The following is a 15,453-nucleotide window of genomic DNA, read 5'->3' as shown; positions in this document are numbered from 1 at the left end:
TATCCAACGCAGTCGAGTGAGCAACAACCGGCGGCCGATCTCGAGTCGGTGGCCATGCGAGGGAGACCGTTCACGCCGCGCGGAGCGCAGCGAGCACGGCACATCCAACGCAGTCGAGTAACTAGTTCTTTCTGAACGCGTGGGAGGGCCAGGCGCTGGCTCGTACCACTGACTGTTAGGACACAACAGATATGGCAAAGCGCAGCAAGGCCTACCGTCAGGCCGCCGAGCTGATCGACCGCGAGCGGCTGTACACGCCGCTCGAGGCGGCCAAGCTCGCCAAGGAGACCACCAAGGTGAAGCTGGACGCCACCGTCGAGGTCGCGATCCGGCTGGGTGTCGACCCCCGCAAGGCCGACCAGATGGTGCGCGGCACGGTCAACCTGCCGCACGGCACCGGCAAGACCGCGCGCGTGATCGTGTTCGCCACCGGTGACAAGGCCGACGAGGCCGTCGCCGCCGGTGCGGACGAGGTCGGCGCCGAGGACCTGATCGCGCGCATCCAGGGTGGCTGCTCGACTTCGACGCGGCGATCGCGACCCCCGACCAGATGGCGAAGGTCGGCCGCATCGCGCGCATCCTCGGCCCCCGCGGCCTGATGCCGAACCCGAAGACCGGCACCGTCACCCCGGACGTCACCAAGGCGATCAACGAGATCAAGGGTGGCAAGATCAACTTCCGGGTGGACAAGCAGTCCAACCTGCACCTGGTGATCGGCAAGGCGTCCTTCGACCAGGAGAAGCTGGTCGAGAACTACGCCGCCGCACTGGACGAGGTGCTGCGCGCCAAGCCGTCCGCCGCGAAGGGCCGATTCCTGAAGAAGGTCACCTTCTCGACGACGATGGGCCCGGGCATCCCGGTCGACCCGGCGCGCACCCGCAACCTGCTCACCGACGAGCCGGTCGCCTGACCCAGAGCACGAAGCGGCGCCCCCGGAGAGAGCTTCCGGGGGCGCCGCTCTTTTGTGTCGTGGGACGCCGGACGTCAGCCGATCTGGGCGCCCACCGCCTCGAGCGCGGTGGTCACCGGCTGGAAGAACGTCACCCCGCCGTTCGTGCAGTCGCCGCTGCCTCCGGAGGTGAGTCCGACGGCGCCGCCGTCCTCGGTGAACAGCGATCCGCCGCTGTCGCCGGGCTCTGCGCAGACGTCGGTCTGGATCAGCCCCGTGACGGTGCCCTCGGGGTAGTTCACGGTGACGTCGAGGCCGGTGACCGAGCCGTCGTGCAGCCCGGTGGTGCTGCCCATGCGGAGCACCTGCTCGCCCACGGTGGCGTCGGCCGCCTGGATGATCGGCACGAGCTGGCCCCCGCCGACGTCGACCGCGCTCGGCGCGTCGGCGGCGGGGTCGTCATAGGTGGCGAGCGCGAAGTCGCCGTCGCCGGGGAAGGTCGCGTCCTGGACCGTGGCGACCGGTTGACCGCCCTCGGTGTCCGACCACTCCGCGGCGAAGACCCCGCAGTGGCCGGCGGTCAGGAAGCCGGGGCTGCCGTCCTGCGTGGTGACGTTGAAGCCCAACGAGCACCGCGCGTTGCCGGCGAAGATGGCGTCGCCGCCCTCGATGAACAGGTGGAACTCGCCGGCCGACCGCTGGATCCGGGCCACGCCGTCGCCCAGTGAGTCCACTGTGGACTCCAAGGTGTCCCAGCTGTCGCCGGTGACGGTGCGATCCGCGAGGACGACGATCTGGTTGGTCTCCGGATCGACCGACCATGCGGTGCCCGGGACCCGCGCGTCCTCCATCAACGTCTGGGCACCGGCACTCAGCAGCTCCGGACTGTTCTCGGGTACCGCTTCCGTCCGGGCCGCGTAGGCCCGCGGCAACGCGACGGCAAGCGCCGCGACAGCGATGGCTCCGGCACCGGCGATCAGCATCTTCTTCTTGGATACGCCTCGGTGTTTGGCGCGCAACTCCCCGACCTCCTCGGCTTGGCATTCACGCGAACGGGCCAACCCTGTATACGGAGAGCGTCGAGCCGTGGTTCACATCCGCTGCCGTCCGATCACTATCAGTGACGGGTCACGTGGTGGGTGGCGTGGAGGGGACGCCCACGCAGTTCTCGGGCTCGGTGTCGTGGCGGGTGACGATCCACTGACCGCCGACCGACCTCTCGATCTTGCTGACGGTGAGCATGCCGAGCCGCGGGCCGCCGGCCACCTCGAGCGTGCAGGAGCTGACGTCGACCGTGTCGGTGGTCGGGTTCGCGTTGACCCAGGACGGGAACCGCGGGTTCGCGTACTCCGACCTCTCGCCGGGCGTCACCTGCGCGTTCAGCTGCTCGACGATCTGCTCGCACGAGCCGCCGAGCCCGGAGAAGTGGTCGGCGAACTGGGCCCGCGCCTCCTCGGTGAACCGGCCGCACGCGCTCGTCGCGTCGCCCTGGGCGATGTCGTCGTAGATCTTCCGCACGGCGCTGCGCGGGTTGGTCTCGTAGATCAGGTTCGTCTCGGCCTTGCCGCCGCCGACCTCGGAGGCCGGCGGCTGGTCCGGTGGCCCGCCGAAGAAGTAGTCGAACGCGAAGTAGCCGCCGCCGATCAGCACGATCAGCACGATCACCGCGGTGACGAGCTTGCCGGCGATCGACCGGAGCGCCCGCTTCCACACCGGACGTTGCGGAGGCGGCGGACCCCACGGCTGCAGGAAGCCCGGCGGGGGCGGCGGGCCCTGCGGGAAGCCCTGCTCCTTCTGCTGGCGCATCAGCTCCTGGAACTGTTGGAACTGCTGGAACTGCTGCACCTGCTCGGGATCGATCGCGGGCGGTGGCGCGGGCGACATGGGCACCGGGTCGCTCGGCTGCCGGAGTGCGGGCGGCCCGGCGTGGCCCGGTGCCTGCCACTCGGCGGGCGGCCCGAGCGAACCCGGGGCCGGCTGCTGTTGCCCGCTCGACTGCTGCTGATCCGGTACCGGTTGGCTGCCACCGGCCGGGGCGCCGGGCGCCGGTCCGGGGCCGGGGGTCTGCTGGTGGCCTTGCCAAGGCTCGGGTGCCTGCTGCCCAGGGACCGGTGGGGGACCTGGTGGCGGGTGCTCGTTGTCGGCCACGGGTCCATCATGCCGTGCTCGTTCGGGCACGGTTGGTCAAAGGGGAGGCGATGCGCGGCGCGCCTGAGCGACCACGTACTCTTGTCCGCGGTTCTACCTAAGACCGCTGGTCTCCGTCCCGGCAACGGGACGGACGAAGGCCCCGCACGATGTGGGCGGCCCGCGCAGGAGAACGAGGTACGAGCGCTCGCGCTCGGTCAACGCCCCGTGCTGCTGCGCCGGGGCGTTTCGTCATGAACGGGGTCCTCGAACAGGCGGTCCACGCCATAGAGAGGAGGCGATCATGGCGAAGGCAGACAAGGTTGAGGCCGTCGCTGAGATCGCGGACAAGTTCCGCAACAGCTCGGCTGCCGTTGTCACCGAGTACAGCGGTCTCACCGTGTCCCAGCTGACGACCCTGCGTCGCGCTCTCGGCACGGGCACGACCTACCGGGTCGCAAAGAACACTCTGGTCAAGCGCGCCGCGGAGGCAGCCGAGGTGAAGGGGCTCGAGCCCCTGTTCCTCGGCCCGACCGCGATCGCGTTCGTCGAGGGTGAGCCGGTGGACGCGGCGAAGACGCTTCGCGAGTTCGCCAAGGAGCACAAGGGCCTGGTCATCAAGGGCGGCTACATGGACGGCCGCCCGCTCACGGTCGACGAGGTCGACAAGATCGCCGACCTCGACTCCCGCGAGGTGCTGCTCGCCAAGCTGGCGGGCGCCATGAAGGGCAACCTGTCCAAGGCAGCCGGCCTGTTCGCCGCGCCCGCCTCGCAGGTCGCTCGCCTGGTCGCGGCCCTGCAGGAGAAGAAGGCGTCAGCCGAGCAAGCGGCCCCCGCCGAGAGCTGAAAACCCCAATACCAAGGAGACCGAAAGTCAGCGAGCCCGCCCAACTGGCAGCTGACCTACGTTTCACCGATCGCGACGCTTTCGGTCGGATTGGTATCTACCAGCACCGCAGAAAGGAAATGCCGTCATGGCGAAGCTCAGCACCGACGAGCTGCTCGACGCGTTCAAGGAGATGACGCTGCTCGAGCTGTCCGACTTCGTGAAGCAGTTCGAGGAGACCTTCGAGGTCACCGCGGCTGCCCCGATCGCCGTGGCCGCTGCCGGCCCGGCCGCCGCCGCCGTTGAGGCGCCGGAGGAGCAGGACGAGTTCGACGTCGTCCTCGAGGCCGCGGGCGAGAAGAAGATCCAGGTCATCAAGGTCGTCCGCGAGGTCGTCTCCGGGCTGGGCCTGAAGGAGGCCAAGGAGCTGGTCGAGGCCGCTCCGAAGCCCGTCCTGGAGAAGGTCGCCAAGGATGCCGCCGACGCCGCCAAGGAGAAGCTGGAGGCGGCCGGCGCCTCGGTCTCCCTCAAGTGACCTGGGGCGCGTCCGGAACAGACGCGCCCAGCGCTGAACGACCCGGACAGGGCCGGCACCGTCACGGTGCCGGCCCTGTCCGCATTCCGGACGGAAATACCCCGGATATATCCACGGTGAGTGACTGGGTACCTTCGGCCGTCATGAGGAACCGAACTCGGCAGTAACCCACACGCGTCACGCTCGTTGCATCTGGAGTACCGGCGCGGTGGCGGCGAACGGCCGGGATCCAGGACAGCCGGGCAACAAGGAGGTTCGATGGGCGCCGAGGTGGTCGTCGAGGGCCTGACGAAGTCCTTCGGCCGGCAGACCATCTGGCGGGACGTCACGCTCTCGCTGCCGCCGGGTGAGGTCAGCGTGATGCTCGGCCCGTCGGGCACCGGCAAGTCGGTCTTCCTCAAGTCGATCATCGGCCTGCTCAAGCCGGAAAAGGGCTCCTGCGAGATCAACGGCGTCGACATCGTCACCTGCTCCGAGCACAAGCTCTACGAGATCCGCAAGCTCTTCGGCGTCCTGTTCCAGGACGGCGCGTTGTTCGGCTCGATGAACCTCTACGACAACGTCGCGTTCCCGCTGCGCGAGCACACGAAGAAGAGCGAGTCCGAGATCCGCCGGATCGTGTTCGAGAAGCTCGACCTGACCGGCCTCGCCGGCGCCGAGAAGAAGCTCCCCGGCGAGATCTCCGGCGGTATGCGCAAGCGCGCGGGCCTCGCCCGCGCCCTGGTGCTCGACCCCGAGATCATCCTGGTCGACGAGCCGGACTCCGGCCTCGACCCGGTCCGCACCTCCTACATCTCCCAGCTGCTGATCGACCTGAACACGCAGATCGACGCGACGATCCTCATCGTGTCGCACAACATCAACCTCGCCAGGACCGTGCCGGACAACATCGGCATGCTGTTCCGCCGCGAGCTCGTGATGTTCGGCCCGCGCGAGGTGCTGCTCACCTCCGAGGAGCCGGTGGTCAAGCAGTTCCTCAACGGCAGCCGCATCGGCCCGATCGGCATGTCGGAGGAGAAGGACGAGGCCACCATGGCCGCCGAGCAGGCGCATGTCGACGCCGGCCACCACGACGGCAGCACGGACGACGTCCGCGGCGTCGTGCCGCAGATCGAACCGACCCCGGGCCTGCCGGAGCGCCAGGCCGTGCGCCGCCGCAAGGACCGGGTCATGCGGATCCTCCACACTCTCCCGCCGCAGGCGCAGCAGGGCATCGTCGAGTCGCTCACCCCGGAGGAGCGCGACCGCTACGGCGTGCGCTCCCGTCATCTGGCGGCCACCGGGGCCCCGCCCTTGCGGCCCAGCCCGCGGCCGCGTGGCCAGGAGTGGGCGCCGTCCGAGGGAGATTTGGGCCCCACCACCGAGAACATCGCCGACCTGCCCAGATCGAGCTGGCGAACCGACCCGCCCACAGGGCCCGGCGGTGGTGCATGACCACACGGACAGCATCGCCGAACTTCCCGGGTGCCGGGGCGTTGCGGGAGACCGGTCGGCTGTTCGCCCTCGCCCTCGACGTCATCGTCAACATCTTCCGCAGGCCGTTCCAGGTCCGCGAGTTCATCCAGCAGTGCTGGTTCATCGCGAGCGTCACGATCCTGCCGACGGCGCTGGTCGCCATCCCGTTCGGCGCCGTCATCGCGCTGCAGCTGGGCAACCTGATCGTCCAGCTCGGCGCGCAGTCGTTCACCGGCGCGGCCGCGGTGCTGGCGATCATCCAGCAGGCGGCGCCGCTGGTGACCGCGCTGATGGTGGCCGGCGCGGGTGGCTCGGCGATCTGTGCCGACCTCGGCGCGCGGACCATCCGCGAGGAGATCGACGCCATGGAGGTCCTCGGCGTCAACCCCATCCAGCGGCTCGTGGTCCCGAGGGTGCTCGCCGCGATGCTCATCGCGGTGCTGCTCAACGGCCTGGTGAGCGTCGTCGGCGTGCTCGGCAGCTACTTCTTCAACGTCGTGCTCCAGGGCGGCACGCCCGGCGCGTACCTCGCGAGCTTCTCCGCGCTGGCGCAGCTGCCCGACCTGTAGATCAGCGAGATCAAGGCGCTGATCTACGGCTTCATCGCCGGCGTCGTCGCGGCCTACCGCGGGCTGAACCCCAAGGGCGGGCCGAAGGGCGTCGGGGACGCGGTCAACCAGTCCGTGGTGATCACGTTCCTGCTGCTGTTCTTCGTCAACTTCGTGCTCACCGCCGTGTACCTGACCGTCGTGCCGCAGAAGGGGAGCTGAGCCATGGCCTCCATCGGTGACACGGCACGGCGGGTGGCCAACGCCCCGCTCGGTTTCCTCGACACGCTCGGCGACCAGCTGTCGTTCTACCTCCGCGCACTCGCCTGGATCCCGCGGACGCTGCGCCGCTACATGCGCGAGACCATGCGGATCCTCGCCGAGGTGAGCTTCGGCTCCGGCGCGCTGGCGGTCATCGGCGGCACCATCGGCGTGATGGTCGGCATGACCGTCTTCACCGGCACCGTCGTCGGCCTGCAGGGCTACGCGGCGCTGGAGCAGATCGGCACGGCCGCGTTCTCCGGGTTCGCCTCGGCCTACATCAACACCCGCGAGGTGGCGCCGCTGGTCGCCGGGCTCGCGCTGTCGGCCACGGTCGGCGCCGGTTTCACCGCGCAGCTCGGGGCGATGCGGATCTCCGAGGAGATCGACGCGCTCGAGGTGATGGGCGTGCCGAGCGTGCCGTTCCTGGTGACCACGCGGATCATCGCCGGCTTCATCGCAGTGATCCCGCTCTACATCATCGGGCTGCTCAGCTCCTACCTCGCGTCCAGAACGATCGTCGTGGTCGTCTACGGGCAGTCGGGCGGAACCTACGACCACTACTTCAACCTGTTCCTACCTCCCGAGGACGTGTTCTGGTCCTTCGGCAAGGTGCTGATCTTCAGCGTGGTGATCATCCTGGTGCACTGCTACTACGGCTACCGTGCCTCGGGCGGGCCGGCCGGTGTCGGGGTCGCGGTCGGGCGCTCGGTGCGGACCACGATCGTCACCGCGGCGCTGCTCAACTTCTTCATCGGCTTCGCAATCTGGGGCACCACGGTGACGGTGAGGATCGGCGGATGAGCGCCCGGGGGATGGCCACGTTCCGGCGCCGGATGCTCGGCGTCGGGTTCATCGTCGTGATCGCGGCGCTGGTGAGCCTGTCGATCGCCATGTACAACAAGGCGTTCACGCCGGTCGTGCGGGTGTCGCTCACCACCGACAAGCTCGGCAACCAGCTCCAGGTGCGCGGCGACGTGAAGGTGCGCGGGCTGATCGTCGGCGAGATCCGCGAGATCACCCCGACCGAGCAGGGCTCGGTGCTCGAGCTCGCGCTCGACCCGGACAAGATCGACGTGATCCCGCGCAACGTCTCGGCCCGGTTCATCCCGAAGACGCTGTTCGGCGACCGGTACGTGGCGCTGCAGATCCCGAAGGACGCCGACGCGCGGCACCTCGCCGATGGCGACCGGATCGAGCAGGACAAGTCGGCCCCCGCGGTGGAGCTCTCCCAGGCGCTCGACCACCTGCTGCCGGTGCTGCAGGCGGTCCAGCCGCAGAAGCTGTCGACCACGCTCACCGCGATCTCCACGGCACTCGATGGCCGGGGCAAGCAGCTCGGCGACACCCTGGTCGACCTCGGCAAGCTCGTCGAGGAGATCAACCCGCACGTGCCGCAGCTGACCCACGACCTCAACGCGCTCGTCGAGGTCAGCGACACCTACACCGACGCGATCCCGGACTTCGTCGACGCGCTCGACGACCTCACCGTCACCTCGCGCACGATCGCCGAGCAGAAGGCCGACCTGCAGGCCCTGTTCGCCGAGCTGACCACCTCGAGCCAGAACCTGGAGTCGTTCCTGCGAGCCAACTCCGACAACATCATCCGGCTCTCCGACAGCTCCCGGGACACCCTGGAGCTGCTCGCGAAGTACGCGCCGTCCTACCCCTGCTTCCTCAAGCAGATGGCCTCGCTGGTCGACGCGGCCGGTCCGGTGTTCGGCGCCGGCACGGACAAGCCAGGGCTGCACGCCACCATCGAGATCGTCGTCAACAAGGGCAAGTACGAGGCCGGCAAGGACGACCCGGAGTTCGACGAGCACCGCGGCCCGCGCTGCTACGACCCGGCGCAGATGGGCGACCCGTTCCCGGACCAACCGCCGGACGGCCCGCTGCAGGACGGCACCTCGCACGGGCCGGCCAACGAGTCGGTGCAGGACGGGCTGCTGCCGGCGGACGAGACGACCGGGCCGTCCGCGGCCGACCAGCCGGGCTCGCTCGCCAACTCGGCCGCCGAGCGTGACTTCCTGGCCCAGCTGCTCGCGCCGAGCCTCGGCGTCGAGCCGGACCAGGTGCCGGCCTGGTCGAGCCTGCTCGTCGGGCCGCTCTACCGGGGGGCGGAGGTGACTATCACATGAGAGGCGTTGTCGCACCGCTGGTCAAGCTGATCGTCTTCACCGTCGTGACGGTCGCCGCCACGGCCGTGCTCGCGATCAGCATCGCCAACGTCGACCTGAGCTCGACCAACAGCTACACCGCGCGGTTCTCCGACGCGACGCTGCTGCTGCCCGGCGACGACGTGCGGATCGCGGGCGTGCGGGTCGGCCAGGTCGAGGACGTCGGCATCGTCGACCGCAAGCAGGCCCAGGTGACGTTCTCGGTCAGTGACAACCGCAAGCTGCCCGCGTCGGTCACCGCGCAGATCAAGTTCCGCAACCTCGTCGGCCAGCGCTACGTCTCGCTGTCCGAAGGCGTCGGCGGCAACCCCAACGACGTCCTCGGACCCGGCGGCAACATCCCGCTGGAGCGCACCCGCCCGGCACTGGACCTCACCGAGCTCTTCAACGGGTTCAAGCCGCTGTTCCGCGCGCTGTCGCCCAACGACGTCAACCAGCTGTCCTACGAGATCATCCAGGTCCTGCAGGGGGAGGGCGGCACGGTCGAGTCGCTGCTCGCCCACACCGCGTCGCTGACCTCGGCGATCGCCGACAAGGACCAGGTCATCGGCCAGGTGATCAACAACCTGAACGGCGCGCTGGACACGATCAACGCCCGCGGCGACAAGCTCTCGACCCTGGTCGTGCAGGTCCAGCAGCTGGTCTCCGGCCTCGCCCAGGACCGCGAGCCGATCGGCGACGCGATCGAGGCGCTGGGCGGCCTCGCCGACACCACGTCCGGCCTGCTCGAGGAGGCCCGCGAGCCGCTCAAGCAGGACATCGCCGCGCTCGGCGGGCTGGTGAACAACCTCAACGACAGCGAGCAGGTGGTGGAGCACTTCATCCAGTTCCTGCCGGAGAAGACCGCGAAGCTCACCCGCACGGTCAGCTACGGCTCGTGGTTCAACTTCTACCTCTGCTCGATGGAGGGCTCGATCGGCATCCCGGGCATCGTCACGCAGCCGATCAACGTGCCCATCACGGCGTCGACCCCGGCGAGGTGCACGCGATGAGGTCCTTCCGTTCGCGCAACCCCGTCCCGATCGGGATCGCCGGCCTCGTCGTGCTCGGCCTCGCGCTCACCGCGGCGATGTTCTCCGACGACCTGCCGATCATCGGCGGCGGCACCAGCTACAGCGCCGAGTTCTCCGAGGCCGCCGGGCTCGAGCCCGACGACGAGGTGCGCATCGCCGGGGTGAAGGTCGGCAAGGTGTCCGATGTGGACCTCGACGGCGACCGGGTGGTCGTCACGTTCAAGGTCAAGGACGCCTGGGTCGGCGACAAGACCTCGGCCGCCATCAAGATCAAGACCGTGCTGGGCCAGAAGTACCTCGCGCTGGAGCCCGACGGCCGCGACGTGCTCGACCCGGCGCAGCGCATCCCGCGGGCGCGCACCACCGCGCCCTACGACGTGCTCGAGGCGTTCCGGGGCCTGGCCGAGACCACCAACCAGGTCGACACCGTGCAGCTCGCGCAGAGCTTCGAGGTCATCGCCGACACGTTCGCCGACACCCCGAACGACGTGAAGGGCGCGCTCACCGGCCTGCAGGCGCTGTCCAAGACGATCTCCTCGCGCGACGACCAGCTCGCCCATCTGCTCGACAACACCAAGCAGATCAGCCAGACGCTGGCCGAGCGCGACGCCGAGGTGGTCAAGCTCCTGCAGGACGGCAACCTGCTGCTCGCCGAGGTCAGCAAGCGCCGGGAGGCGATCAGCACGCTGCTCACCGGAACCCAGACGCTCGCCACCGAGCTCAAGGGCCTGGTCGACGACAACGACAAGCAGCTGGCCCCGGTGCTCACGAGCCTCGACCAGCTGACCGGCATGCTGGCCCGCAACCAGAAGGCGCTCGGCGACGGCATCAAGAACATGGCGCCGTTCGTGCGGCTGTTCAACAACGCGGTCGGCAACGGCCGCTGGTTCGACAACTACATCTGCGGCCTGCTGCCGCCGCCGCTCGGCCCGGTCAACCAAGAGGGCTGTCTGGGGGCGAAACCGTGACCACCTCCTCCCGGCTCGGCCGCGACCTCGCGCGTGGCGTCACCATCGCGATCGTCGTCGCGCTGGTCGTGGCGATCGCCCTGTGGTGGGTGCTCGTCGACGCGAACCAGCGCCGCTACTCCGCCCTGTTCACCGGCGTCGTCGGGCTCTACGAGGACAACGACGTGCGGGTGCTGGGCGTGAAGGTCGGCCACGTCGACTCGGTCGAGCCGGAGGGTGACATCGTGCGGGTCGAGATGCTCGTGGACCGCTCGACCAAGATCCCGACCGGCGCCAAGGCCGTGATCGTGGCGCCGTCGCTGGTCAGCGACCGGTACGTGCAGTTCACCCCGGCCTACACCGGCGGCCCGGTGATGGCCGAGGGCACCGAGCTCCCTCGCGAGCGCACCGCGACGCCGCTCGAGATCGACGACCTCTACGCGAGCCTCAACCGGGTCAGCACCACGCTCGGGCCCAACGGTGCCAACAAGAACGGCGCGCTGGCCGACCTGCTGGACACGCTCGCCGACAACCTCGAGGGCAACGGGCAGGCGCTCAACGAGACGATCACCCAGCTCTCGCAGTTCGCCGGCACGATCTCCGAGCACGACGAGGACCTGTTCGCCACCGTCGACAACCTGCAGCAGTTCACCTCCGCGCTGGCCGCGAGCGACGACCAGGTCAACCAGTTCAGCGAGCAGGCCGCCGAGGTCAGCAGGTTCCTCGCGGACGAGCGCGGCGACCTCGCCGCCGCGGTGCAGCAGCTCGGCGTCGCGCTCGGCGCGGTGCAGCAGTTCATCAACGACAACCGGACCAAGCTCAAGTCCAATGTGGACAAGCTGGCTTCGGTCACCCAGGTGCTCGTCGACCAGCGGGCGGCGCTGTCCGAGGTGCTCGACATCGCCCCGGTGGCACTGTCGAACGTCATCAACAGCTACAACGGCTCGTCCGGCACGCTCGACGCCCGCGCGGACATCAACGAGCTGGCCCAGCCGCCGATCGTGACCATCTGCAAGCTGGTCCGCCAGGGCACTCCCGACGACCTGCCGCAGGTGCTCGCCGACGCCTGCGACGGCCTCGCGCCGGTGGTCGAGGGCCTGGTGCCGCTGCGGACGCCGGCCGAGGTGCTCGCCGCGCTGCAGTCCGGCGAGATCCCGCCGGTGCCCCTGCCGATGAGCAACCTGTCCGGGTCCGAGGGGGGTGGCAACTGATGCGCAGGATCGTCCTCGCCGCGCTGCTCGCCGCGACCACCGCGCTCACCGGGTGCGGCTCCTTCACCGGCATCTACGACATCCCGATGCCCGGCGGCGCCGACCTCGGCGACCACCCGTACACGGTGAAGGCCCGGTTCAAGGACGTGCTCGACCTCGTGCCGCAGTCCGGCGTGAAGGTCAACGAGGTGCCGGTAGGCCGGGTCGAGGACATCCGGCTCGCGCCCGACGGCTGGACCGCCGAGGTGACCATGTCGGTCAACGGCGAGGTCGACCTGCCGGCCAACGCGCTCGCGATGCTGCGCCAGTCGAGCCTGCTCGGTGAGAAGTACATCGAGCTGTCCCCGCCGCCGCCCGACCAGGCCACCGGCACGCTCCGGAACGGCGCGCTGATCCCGATCGAGCACACCAACCGCAACACCGACATCGAAGAGGTGCTCGGCGCGCTGTCGATGCTGCTCAACGGCGGTGGCATCGAGCAGCTGCAGAACATCGCCCAGGAGATGAACGCCGCGCTGTCCGGCAACGAGGCGGACATCCGCAACACCCTCGGCAGCGTCGACACCCTGGTGTCCACATTGGACGAGAGCAAGTCGGACGTCACCCGGGCCATCGACGGGGTCAACCGGCTCGCCGGCACCCTCAACAACGAGCGCGACCAGCTCGCCGGCGCCATCGACAGCCTCGGCCCCGGCCTGCAGGTGCTCATCGACCAGCGCACCCAGCTGGTGACGATGCTGCAGAGCCTGCAGTCCCTGTCCGACGTCGCGGTCGAGACGGTCAACGCGAGCCAGGAGGACCTGGTGGCCGACCTCAAGGCGCTCACCCCCGCGCTGCGGAAGCTGGGCGAGGCGGGCGCGGACCTGCCGAAGTCGCTGGAGCTGCTGTTCACCATCCCGTTCACCGACGAGGCGGTGAACGGGGTCAAGGGCGACTACTTCAACCTGTACGCGAAGATCGACCTGGACCTGCAGAACGTCCTCGACAACCTGTCCCGCAGCCGGAACAACCCGCTGCAGGACATCCCGATCGTCGGCGACCTGACCGGCGGCCGGTCCGGTGACGGCGGCCAGCAGCTGCCGATCCCGAGCAGCGAGCCGAGCTCGTCCCAGGGCGGGCTGGCGGGGATCCTCGACGGCATCCTGGGCGGTGGTGGCTGATGCTCACCAGGCGGGTACGGCTGCAGCTGGTCGCGTTCGTGGTGATCGCGGTCGTCGCGGTAGTGTACGCGGCGTTCCGGTTCACCGACCTCGGCAAGGTGTTCGGCGCGGACGGCTACACGGTCCGGATGAACCTCGAGGAGTCCGGCGGCATCTTCACCAACGCCGAGGTCACCTACCGCGGGTTCAACGTGGGCCGGGTCGGCGACATCCGGCTGACCGAGGACGGCCTGCAGGTCGACCTCGACATCGACCCCGAGGCGCCGGACATCCCCGAGGACCTCGACGCGGTGGTGGCCGACCGGTCCGCGGTCGGCGAGCAGTACGTCGACCTGCGGCCGAGGCAGGACGCCGGCCCGTACCTGTCCGCGGCGTCGGTGATCCCGGCCGACCGGACCAAGACGCCGGTCGGCACCGACGCGGTGATCCGCGACCTGGACAGCCTGGCGAGCTCGGTGCCGACCGACTCGCTGCGCACGCTGGTCGACGAGCTGGACAAGGCGTTCGCCGGCACCGGCGACGACCTGCAGCTGCTGCTCGACAGCACGTCCAACTTCACCGCGGCCGCCACCGAGCACCTGCCCGAGACGATCGCGCTGATCAACGACGGCGGCACCGTGCTCGACACCCAGGCCGCCCAGTCGGACAACATCAAGTCCTTCGCCGGCGACCTCAACCTGCTGGCCGAGCAGCTGAAGAACTCCGACCCGGACCTGCGCAGGCTGATCTCGGCGACCCCGCAGGCGGCCACCGCGGTGACCAACCTGCTCCGCGAGTCCGGGCCGGGCCTGTCCGTGCTGTTCGCGAACCTGCTGACCACCTCGGACATCATCGGGGCACGCAAGGACGGCGTGGAGTACACGCTGGTGTCCTACCCGCTGTTCAGCGCGGCCGGGCAGGGCCTGCTGGCCTCCGACCCGGGCCAGGCGCATCTCGGGCTCGTGCTCAACCTGTTCAACCCGCCGCCGTGCACCAAGGGATACGAGCAGACCGCGCGGCGCAACGGCACCGACACCGCGTCGCCGAACGCGCCGACCCCGCCCGACACCTACTGCGCGGAGCCCTCGGGCAGCCCGGTCAACGTGCGCGGCTCGGCCAACGTGCCCTACGGCGGCCAACCCGCCACCCAGGGCCAGCCCGACCCCGGCGCCGGCACCGACCCCGGTGACCGGAAGGCACCGACGGGTCTCGCACCGGGTAGCCTGCCCGGCACGCTGACCCAGCCGGGGACGGCCAGCCAGCCCAGCCTGGCGGCCCTGCTCGGGTTGCCCGGCTGACCAGCCCTACCCTGGAGACTCATGACACCCGCCGACAGCGACAGCGACGTCACCAGCGACGTCGACGAGCTCGACGCCGACGGCCTCGACGGCGCCGACGCTGCCGGTGACGATGCCGACGGTGCCGACGCCGACGGCCGCGCCGAGCCCGCGGACAAGCAGCCGGGGCTCGGTGCGAAGCTGCCGGTCATCGCGCTGTCCGCGGCGGTCGCGCTGCTGGTCGCCGCGGCGACCGTGGCGGTGTGGTTCGGGATCTCGTGGATGCGCGCGTCCAACGACGACGGCCTCGCGTACTCCGGCACCCGCGACGAGGTCGACCGGGTGGCGCGGGCCGCGATCGTCACCATGAACACGCTGGACTACCGCAAGCTCGACGCGGGCCTCGGGAACTGGGCCGACGCCACCACCGGCACGCTGCACGACGAGATCGTCAAGCTCACCGACCAGAACAAGCAGCAGCTCAAGGACGCGAAGTCGGTGACGTCCGCGGAGGTGCGGTCCTCGGCGGTGCGCGAGCTCGACGACCGGGCCGGCAAGGCGACCGTGATCGCCGCGATCAAGACGACGGTCCAGACCGGCGACAAGAAGCCGGTCGAGAAGTACCAGCGGATCGAGGCCACGCTGGCCAAGACCGACGCCGGGTGGAAGCTCGAGGGCCTGGGCGAGGTGGCCTACGTGCAGCCTCAGGCCCAGACTCCGCCGCCCAGCAAGTAGTCGCGACCAGCAGCCTCGGCCGCATACCGAAAGGACCCGAGCAGTGCCACCGTCTCGCCGCCGCCCGCCCCCCAGCTCGGGGCAGGTGCCGCCGGTCCGCCGTCCGCGGGTCGCCGGCCTGCGCAACCGGCCGGCCACCTCGCGGGACGAGGACGACCCGCAGCTCGAGTCGATGTCCGGCGTGCTGGACATCCACGACCCCGAGCCCGGCGACCCCGAGCCCGATGCCGCCGAGGCTCCTGGCCGGGCGGCCGAGACCGGCGCCGTCGGCGCGGAGACCGGTAGCGCGGAGGCCGCCGAGCCGCCGCCGGTA

The 15,453-nt window shown here is 69.8% G+C and carries 13 protein-coding genes and 3 pseudogenes; 14 read left to right on the top strand and 2 right to left on the bottom strand.

The annotated features are described in order from the left end of the window. Positions 1–191: 191 nt before the first annotated feature. Positions 192–910: pseudogene (gene rplA, locus GEV28_RS37115) on the top strand (50S ribosomal protein L1). A gap of 74 nt (positions 911–984) precedes the next feature. Here rplA and GEV28_RS37110 read toward each other — a convergent pair. Both GEV28_RS37110 and GEV28_RS37105 read right to left on the bottom strand, forming a co-directional pair. Further along, positions 985–1,908 carry a S1 family peptidase gene (locus GEV28_RS37110; protein ID WP_291418177.1) on the bottom strand — a complete coding sequence of 308 codons (924 nt, stop codon included), beginning with the start codon at positions 1,906–1,908 and terminating at the stop codon, positions 985–987. A gap of 109 nt (positions 1,909–2,017) precedes the next feature. Further along, positions 2,018–3,037, bottom strand: a complete 1,020-nt coding sequence (locus GEV28_RS37105) for a hypothetical protein (RefSeq protein ID WP_291418175.1) — start codon at positions 3,035–3,037, stop codon at positions 2,018–2,020. 283 nt (positions 3,038–3,320) lie between these two features. On the opposite strand from GEV28_RS37105, the gene rplJ reads away from it, so the two are divergent. The 13 genes and pseudogenes from rplJ to GEV28_RS37040 form a co-directional block, all read left to right on the top strand. After that, positions 3,321–3,863 carry a 50S ribosomal protein L10 gene (gene rplJ, locus GEV28_RS37100; RefSeq protein ID WP_291418173.1) on the top strand — a complete coding sequence of 181 codons (543 nt, stop codon included), beginning with the start codon at positions 3,321–3,323 and terminating at the stop codon, positions 3,861–3,863. A 127-nt stretch (positions 3,864–3,990) separates the two neighbouring features. Then, a complete protein-coding gene (gene rplL / locus GEV28_RS37095) occupies positions 3,991–4,377 on the top strand; it encodes a 50S ribosomal protein L7/L12 (RefSeq protein WP_291418171.1) in 387 nt (128 codons plus the stop codon). Between the two features lie 258 nt (positions 4,378–4,635). Beyond that, entirely contained in the window at positions 4,636–5,811 is a 1,176-nt protein-coding gene (locus GEV28_RS37090; protein ID WP_291418169.1) for an ABC transporter ATP-binding protein, read from the top strand. Beyond that, positions 5,808–6,602 (top strand): annotated as a pseudogene (locus tag GEV28_RS37085) (MlaE family ABC transporter permease). The gene GEV28_RS37090 and the pseudogene GEV28_RS37085 overlap by 4 nt, the downstream one beginning before the upstream one ends. A 3-nt stretch (positions 6,603–6,605) precedes the next feature. Then, positions 6,606–7,445 (top strand): ABC transporter permease, encoded by an 840-nt coding sequence (locus GEV28_RS37080; RefSeq protein WP_291418167.1) that lies wholly within the window; start codon positions 6,606–6,608, stop codon positions 7,443–7,445. Beyond that, positions 7,442–8,779, top strand: a complete 1,338-nt coding sequence (locus tag GEV28_RS37075) for an MCE family protein (protein ID WP_291418165.1) — start codon at positions 7,442–7,444, stop codon at positions 8,777–8,779. The genes GEV28_RS37080 and GEV28_RS37075 overlap by 4 nt, the downstream gene beginning before the upstream one ends. Beyond that, complete coding sequence (locus tag GEV28_RS37070) at positions 8,776–9,810, top strand: MCE family protein (protein ID WP_291418163.1); 1,035 nt, start codon at positions 8,776–8,778, stop codon at positions 9,808–9,810. The genes GEV28_RS37075 and GEV28_RS37070 overlap by 4 nt, the downstream gene beginning before the upstream one ends. Next, positions 9,807–10,799, top strand: a complete 993-nt coding sequence (locus GEV28_RS37065; RefSeq protein WP_291418161.1) for an MCE family protein — start codon at positions 9,807–9,809, stop codon at positions 10,797–10,799. Before GEV28_RS37070 ends, GEV28_RS37065 begins: the two co-directional genes overlap by 4 nt. Beyond that, on the top strand, positions 10,796–11,989 hold the full coding sequence (locus GEV28_RS37060) for an MCE family protein (protein WP_291418159.1): 1,194 nt from the start codon (positions 10,796–10,798) through the stop codon (positions 11,987–11,989). Before GEV28_RS37065 ends, GEV28_RS37060 begins: the two co-directional genes overlap by 4 nt. Beyond that, positions 11,989–13,149, top strand: coding sequence for an MCE family protein (locus tag GEV28_RS37055; protein WP_291418157.1), 1,161 nt, complete (start codon positions 11,989–11,991; stop codon positions 13,147–13,149). Before GEV28_RS37060 ends, GEV28_RS37055 begins: the two co-directional genes overlap by 1 nt. Next, a complete protein-coding gene (locus GEV28_RS37050; RefSeq protein ID WP_291418155.1) occupies positions 13,149–14,426 on the top strand; it encodes an MlaD family protein in 1,278 nt (425 codons plus the stop codon). The genes GEV28_RS37055 and GEV28_RS37050 overlap by 1 nt, the downstream gene beginning before the upstream one ends. Before the next feature lie 21 nt (positions 14,427–14,447). Then, on the top strand, positions 14,448–15,140 hold the full coding sequence (locus GEV28_RS37045) for a hypothetical protein (protein WP_291418153.1): 693 nt from the start codon (positions 14,448–14,450) through the stop codon (positions 15,138–15,140). A gap of 43 nt (positions 15,141–15,183) precedes the next feature. Continuing rightward, a pseudogene (locus GEV28_RS37040) lies at positions 15,184–15,453 on the top strand (hypothetical protein); the annotation flags it as partial.

This window comes from Actinophytocola sp., from assembly GCF_009379765.1.
Taxonomy (GTDB): Bacteria; Actinomycetota; Actinomycetes; order Mycobacteriales; family Pseudonocardiaceae; genus Actinophytocola.
This window is presented reverse-complemented; position numbering and strand designations above follow the sequence as displayed.

Bases quoted from the DNA above. Each gene is read 5' to 3' on its own strand.
- rplJ (WP_291418173.1), top strand. From the start codon at position 3,321: ATGGCGAAGGCAGACAAGGTTGAGGCCGTCGCTGAGATCGCGGACAAG.
- GEV28_RS37075 (WP_291418165.1), top strand. From the start codon at position 7,442: ATGAGCGCCCGGGGGATGGCCACGTTCCGGCGCCGGATGCTCGGCGTC.
- rplL (WP_291418171.1), top strand. From the start codon at position 3,991: ATGGCGAAGCTCAGCACCGACGAGCTGCTCGACGCGTTCAAGGAGATG.
- GEV28_RS37065 (WP_291418161.1), top strand. From the start codon at position 9,807: ATGAGGTCCTTCCGTTCGCGCAACCCCGTCCCGATCGGGATCGCCGGC.
- GEV28_RS37050 (WP_291418155.1), top strand. From the start codon at position 13,149: ATGCTCACCAGGCGGGTACGGCTGCAGCTGGTCGCGTTCGTGGTGATC.
- GEV28_RS37080 (WP_291418167.1), top strand. From the start codon at position 6,606: ATGGCCTCCATCGGTGACACGGCACGGCGGGTGGCCAACGCCCCGCTC.
- GEV28_RS37090 (WP_291418169.1), top strand. From the start codon at position 4,636: ATGGGCGCCGAGGTGGTCGTCGAGGGCCTGACGAAGTCCTTCGGCCGG.
- GEV28_RS37045 (WP_291418153.1), top strand. From the start codon at position 14,448: ATGACACCCGCCGACAGCGACAGCGACGTCACCAGCGACGTCGACGAG.
- GEV28_RS37070 (WP_291418163.1), top strand. From the start codon at position 8,776: ATGAGAGGCGTTGTCGCACCGCTGGTCAAGCTGATCGTCTTCACCGTC.
- GEV28_RS37055 (WP_291418157.1), top strand. From the start codon at position 11,989: ATGCGCAGGATCGTCCTCGCCGCGCTGCTCGCCGCGACCACCGCGCTC.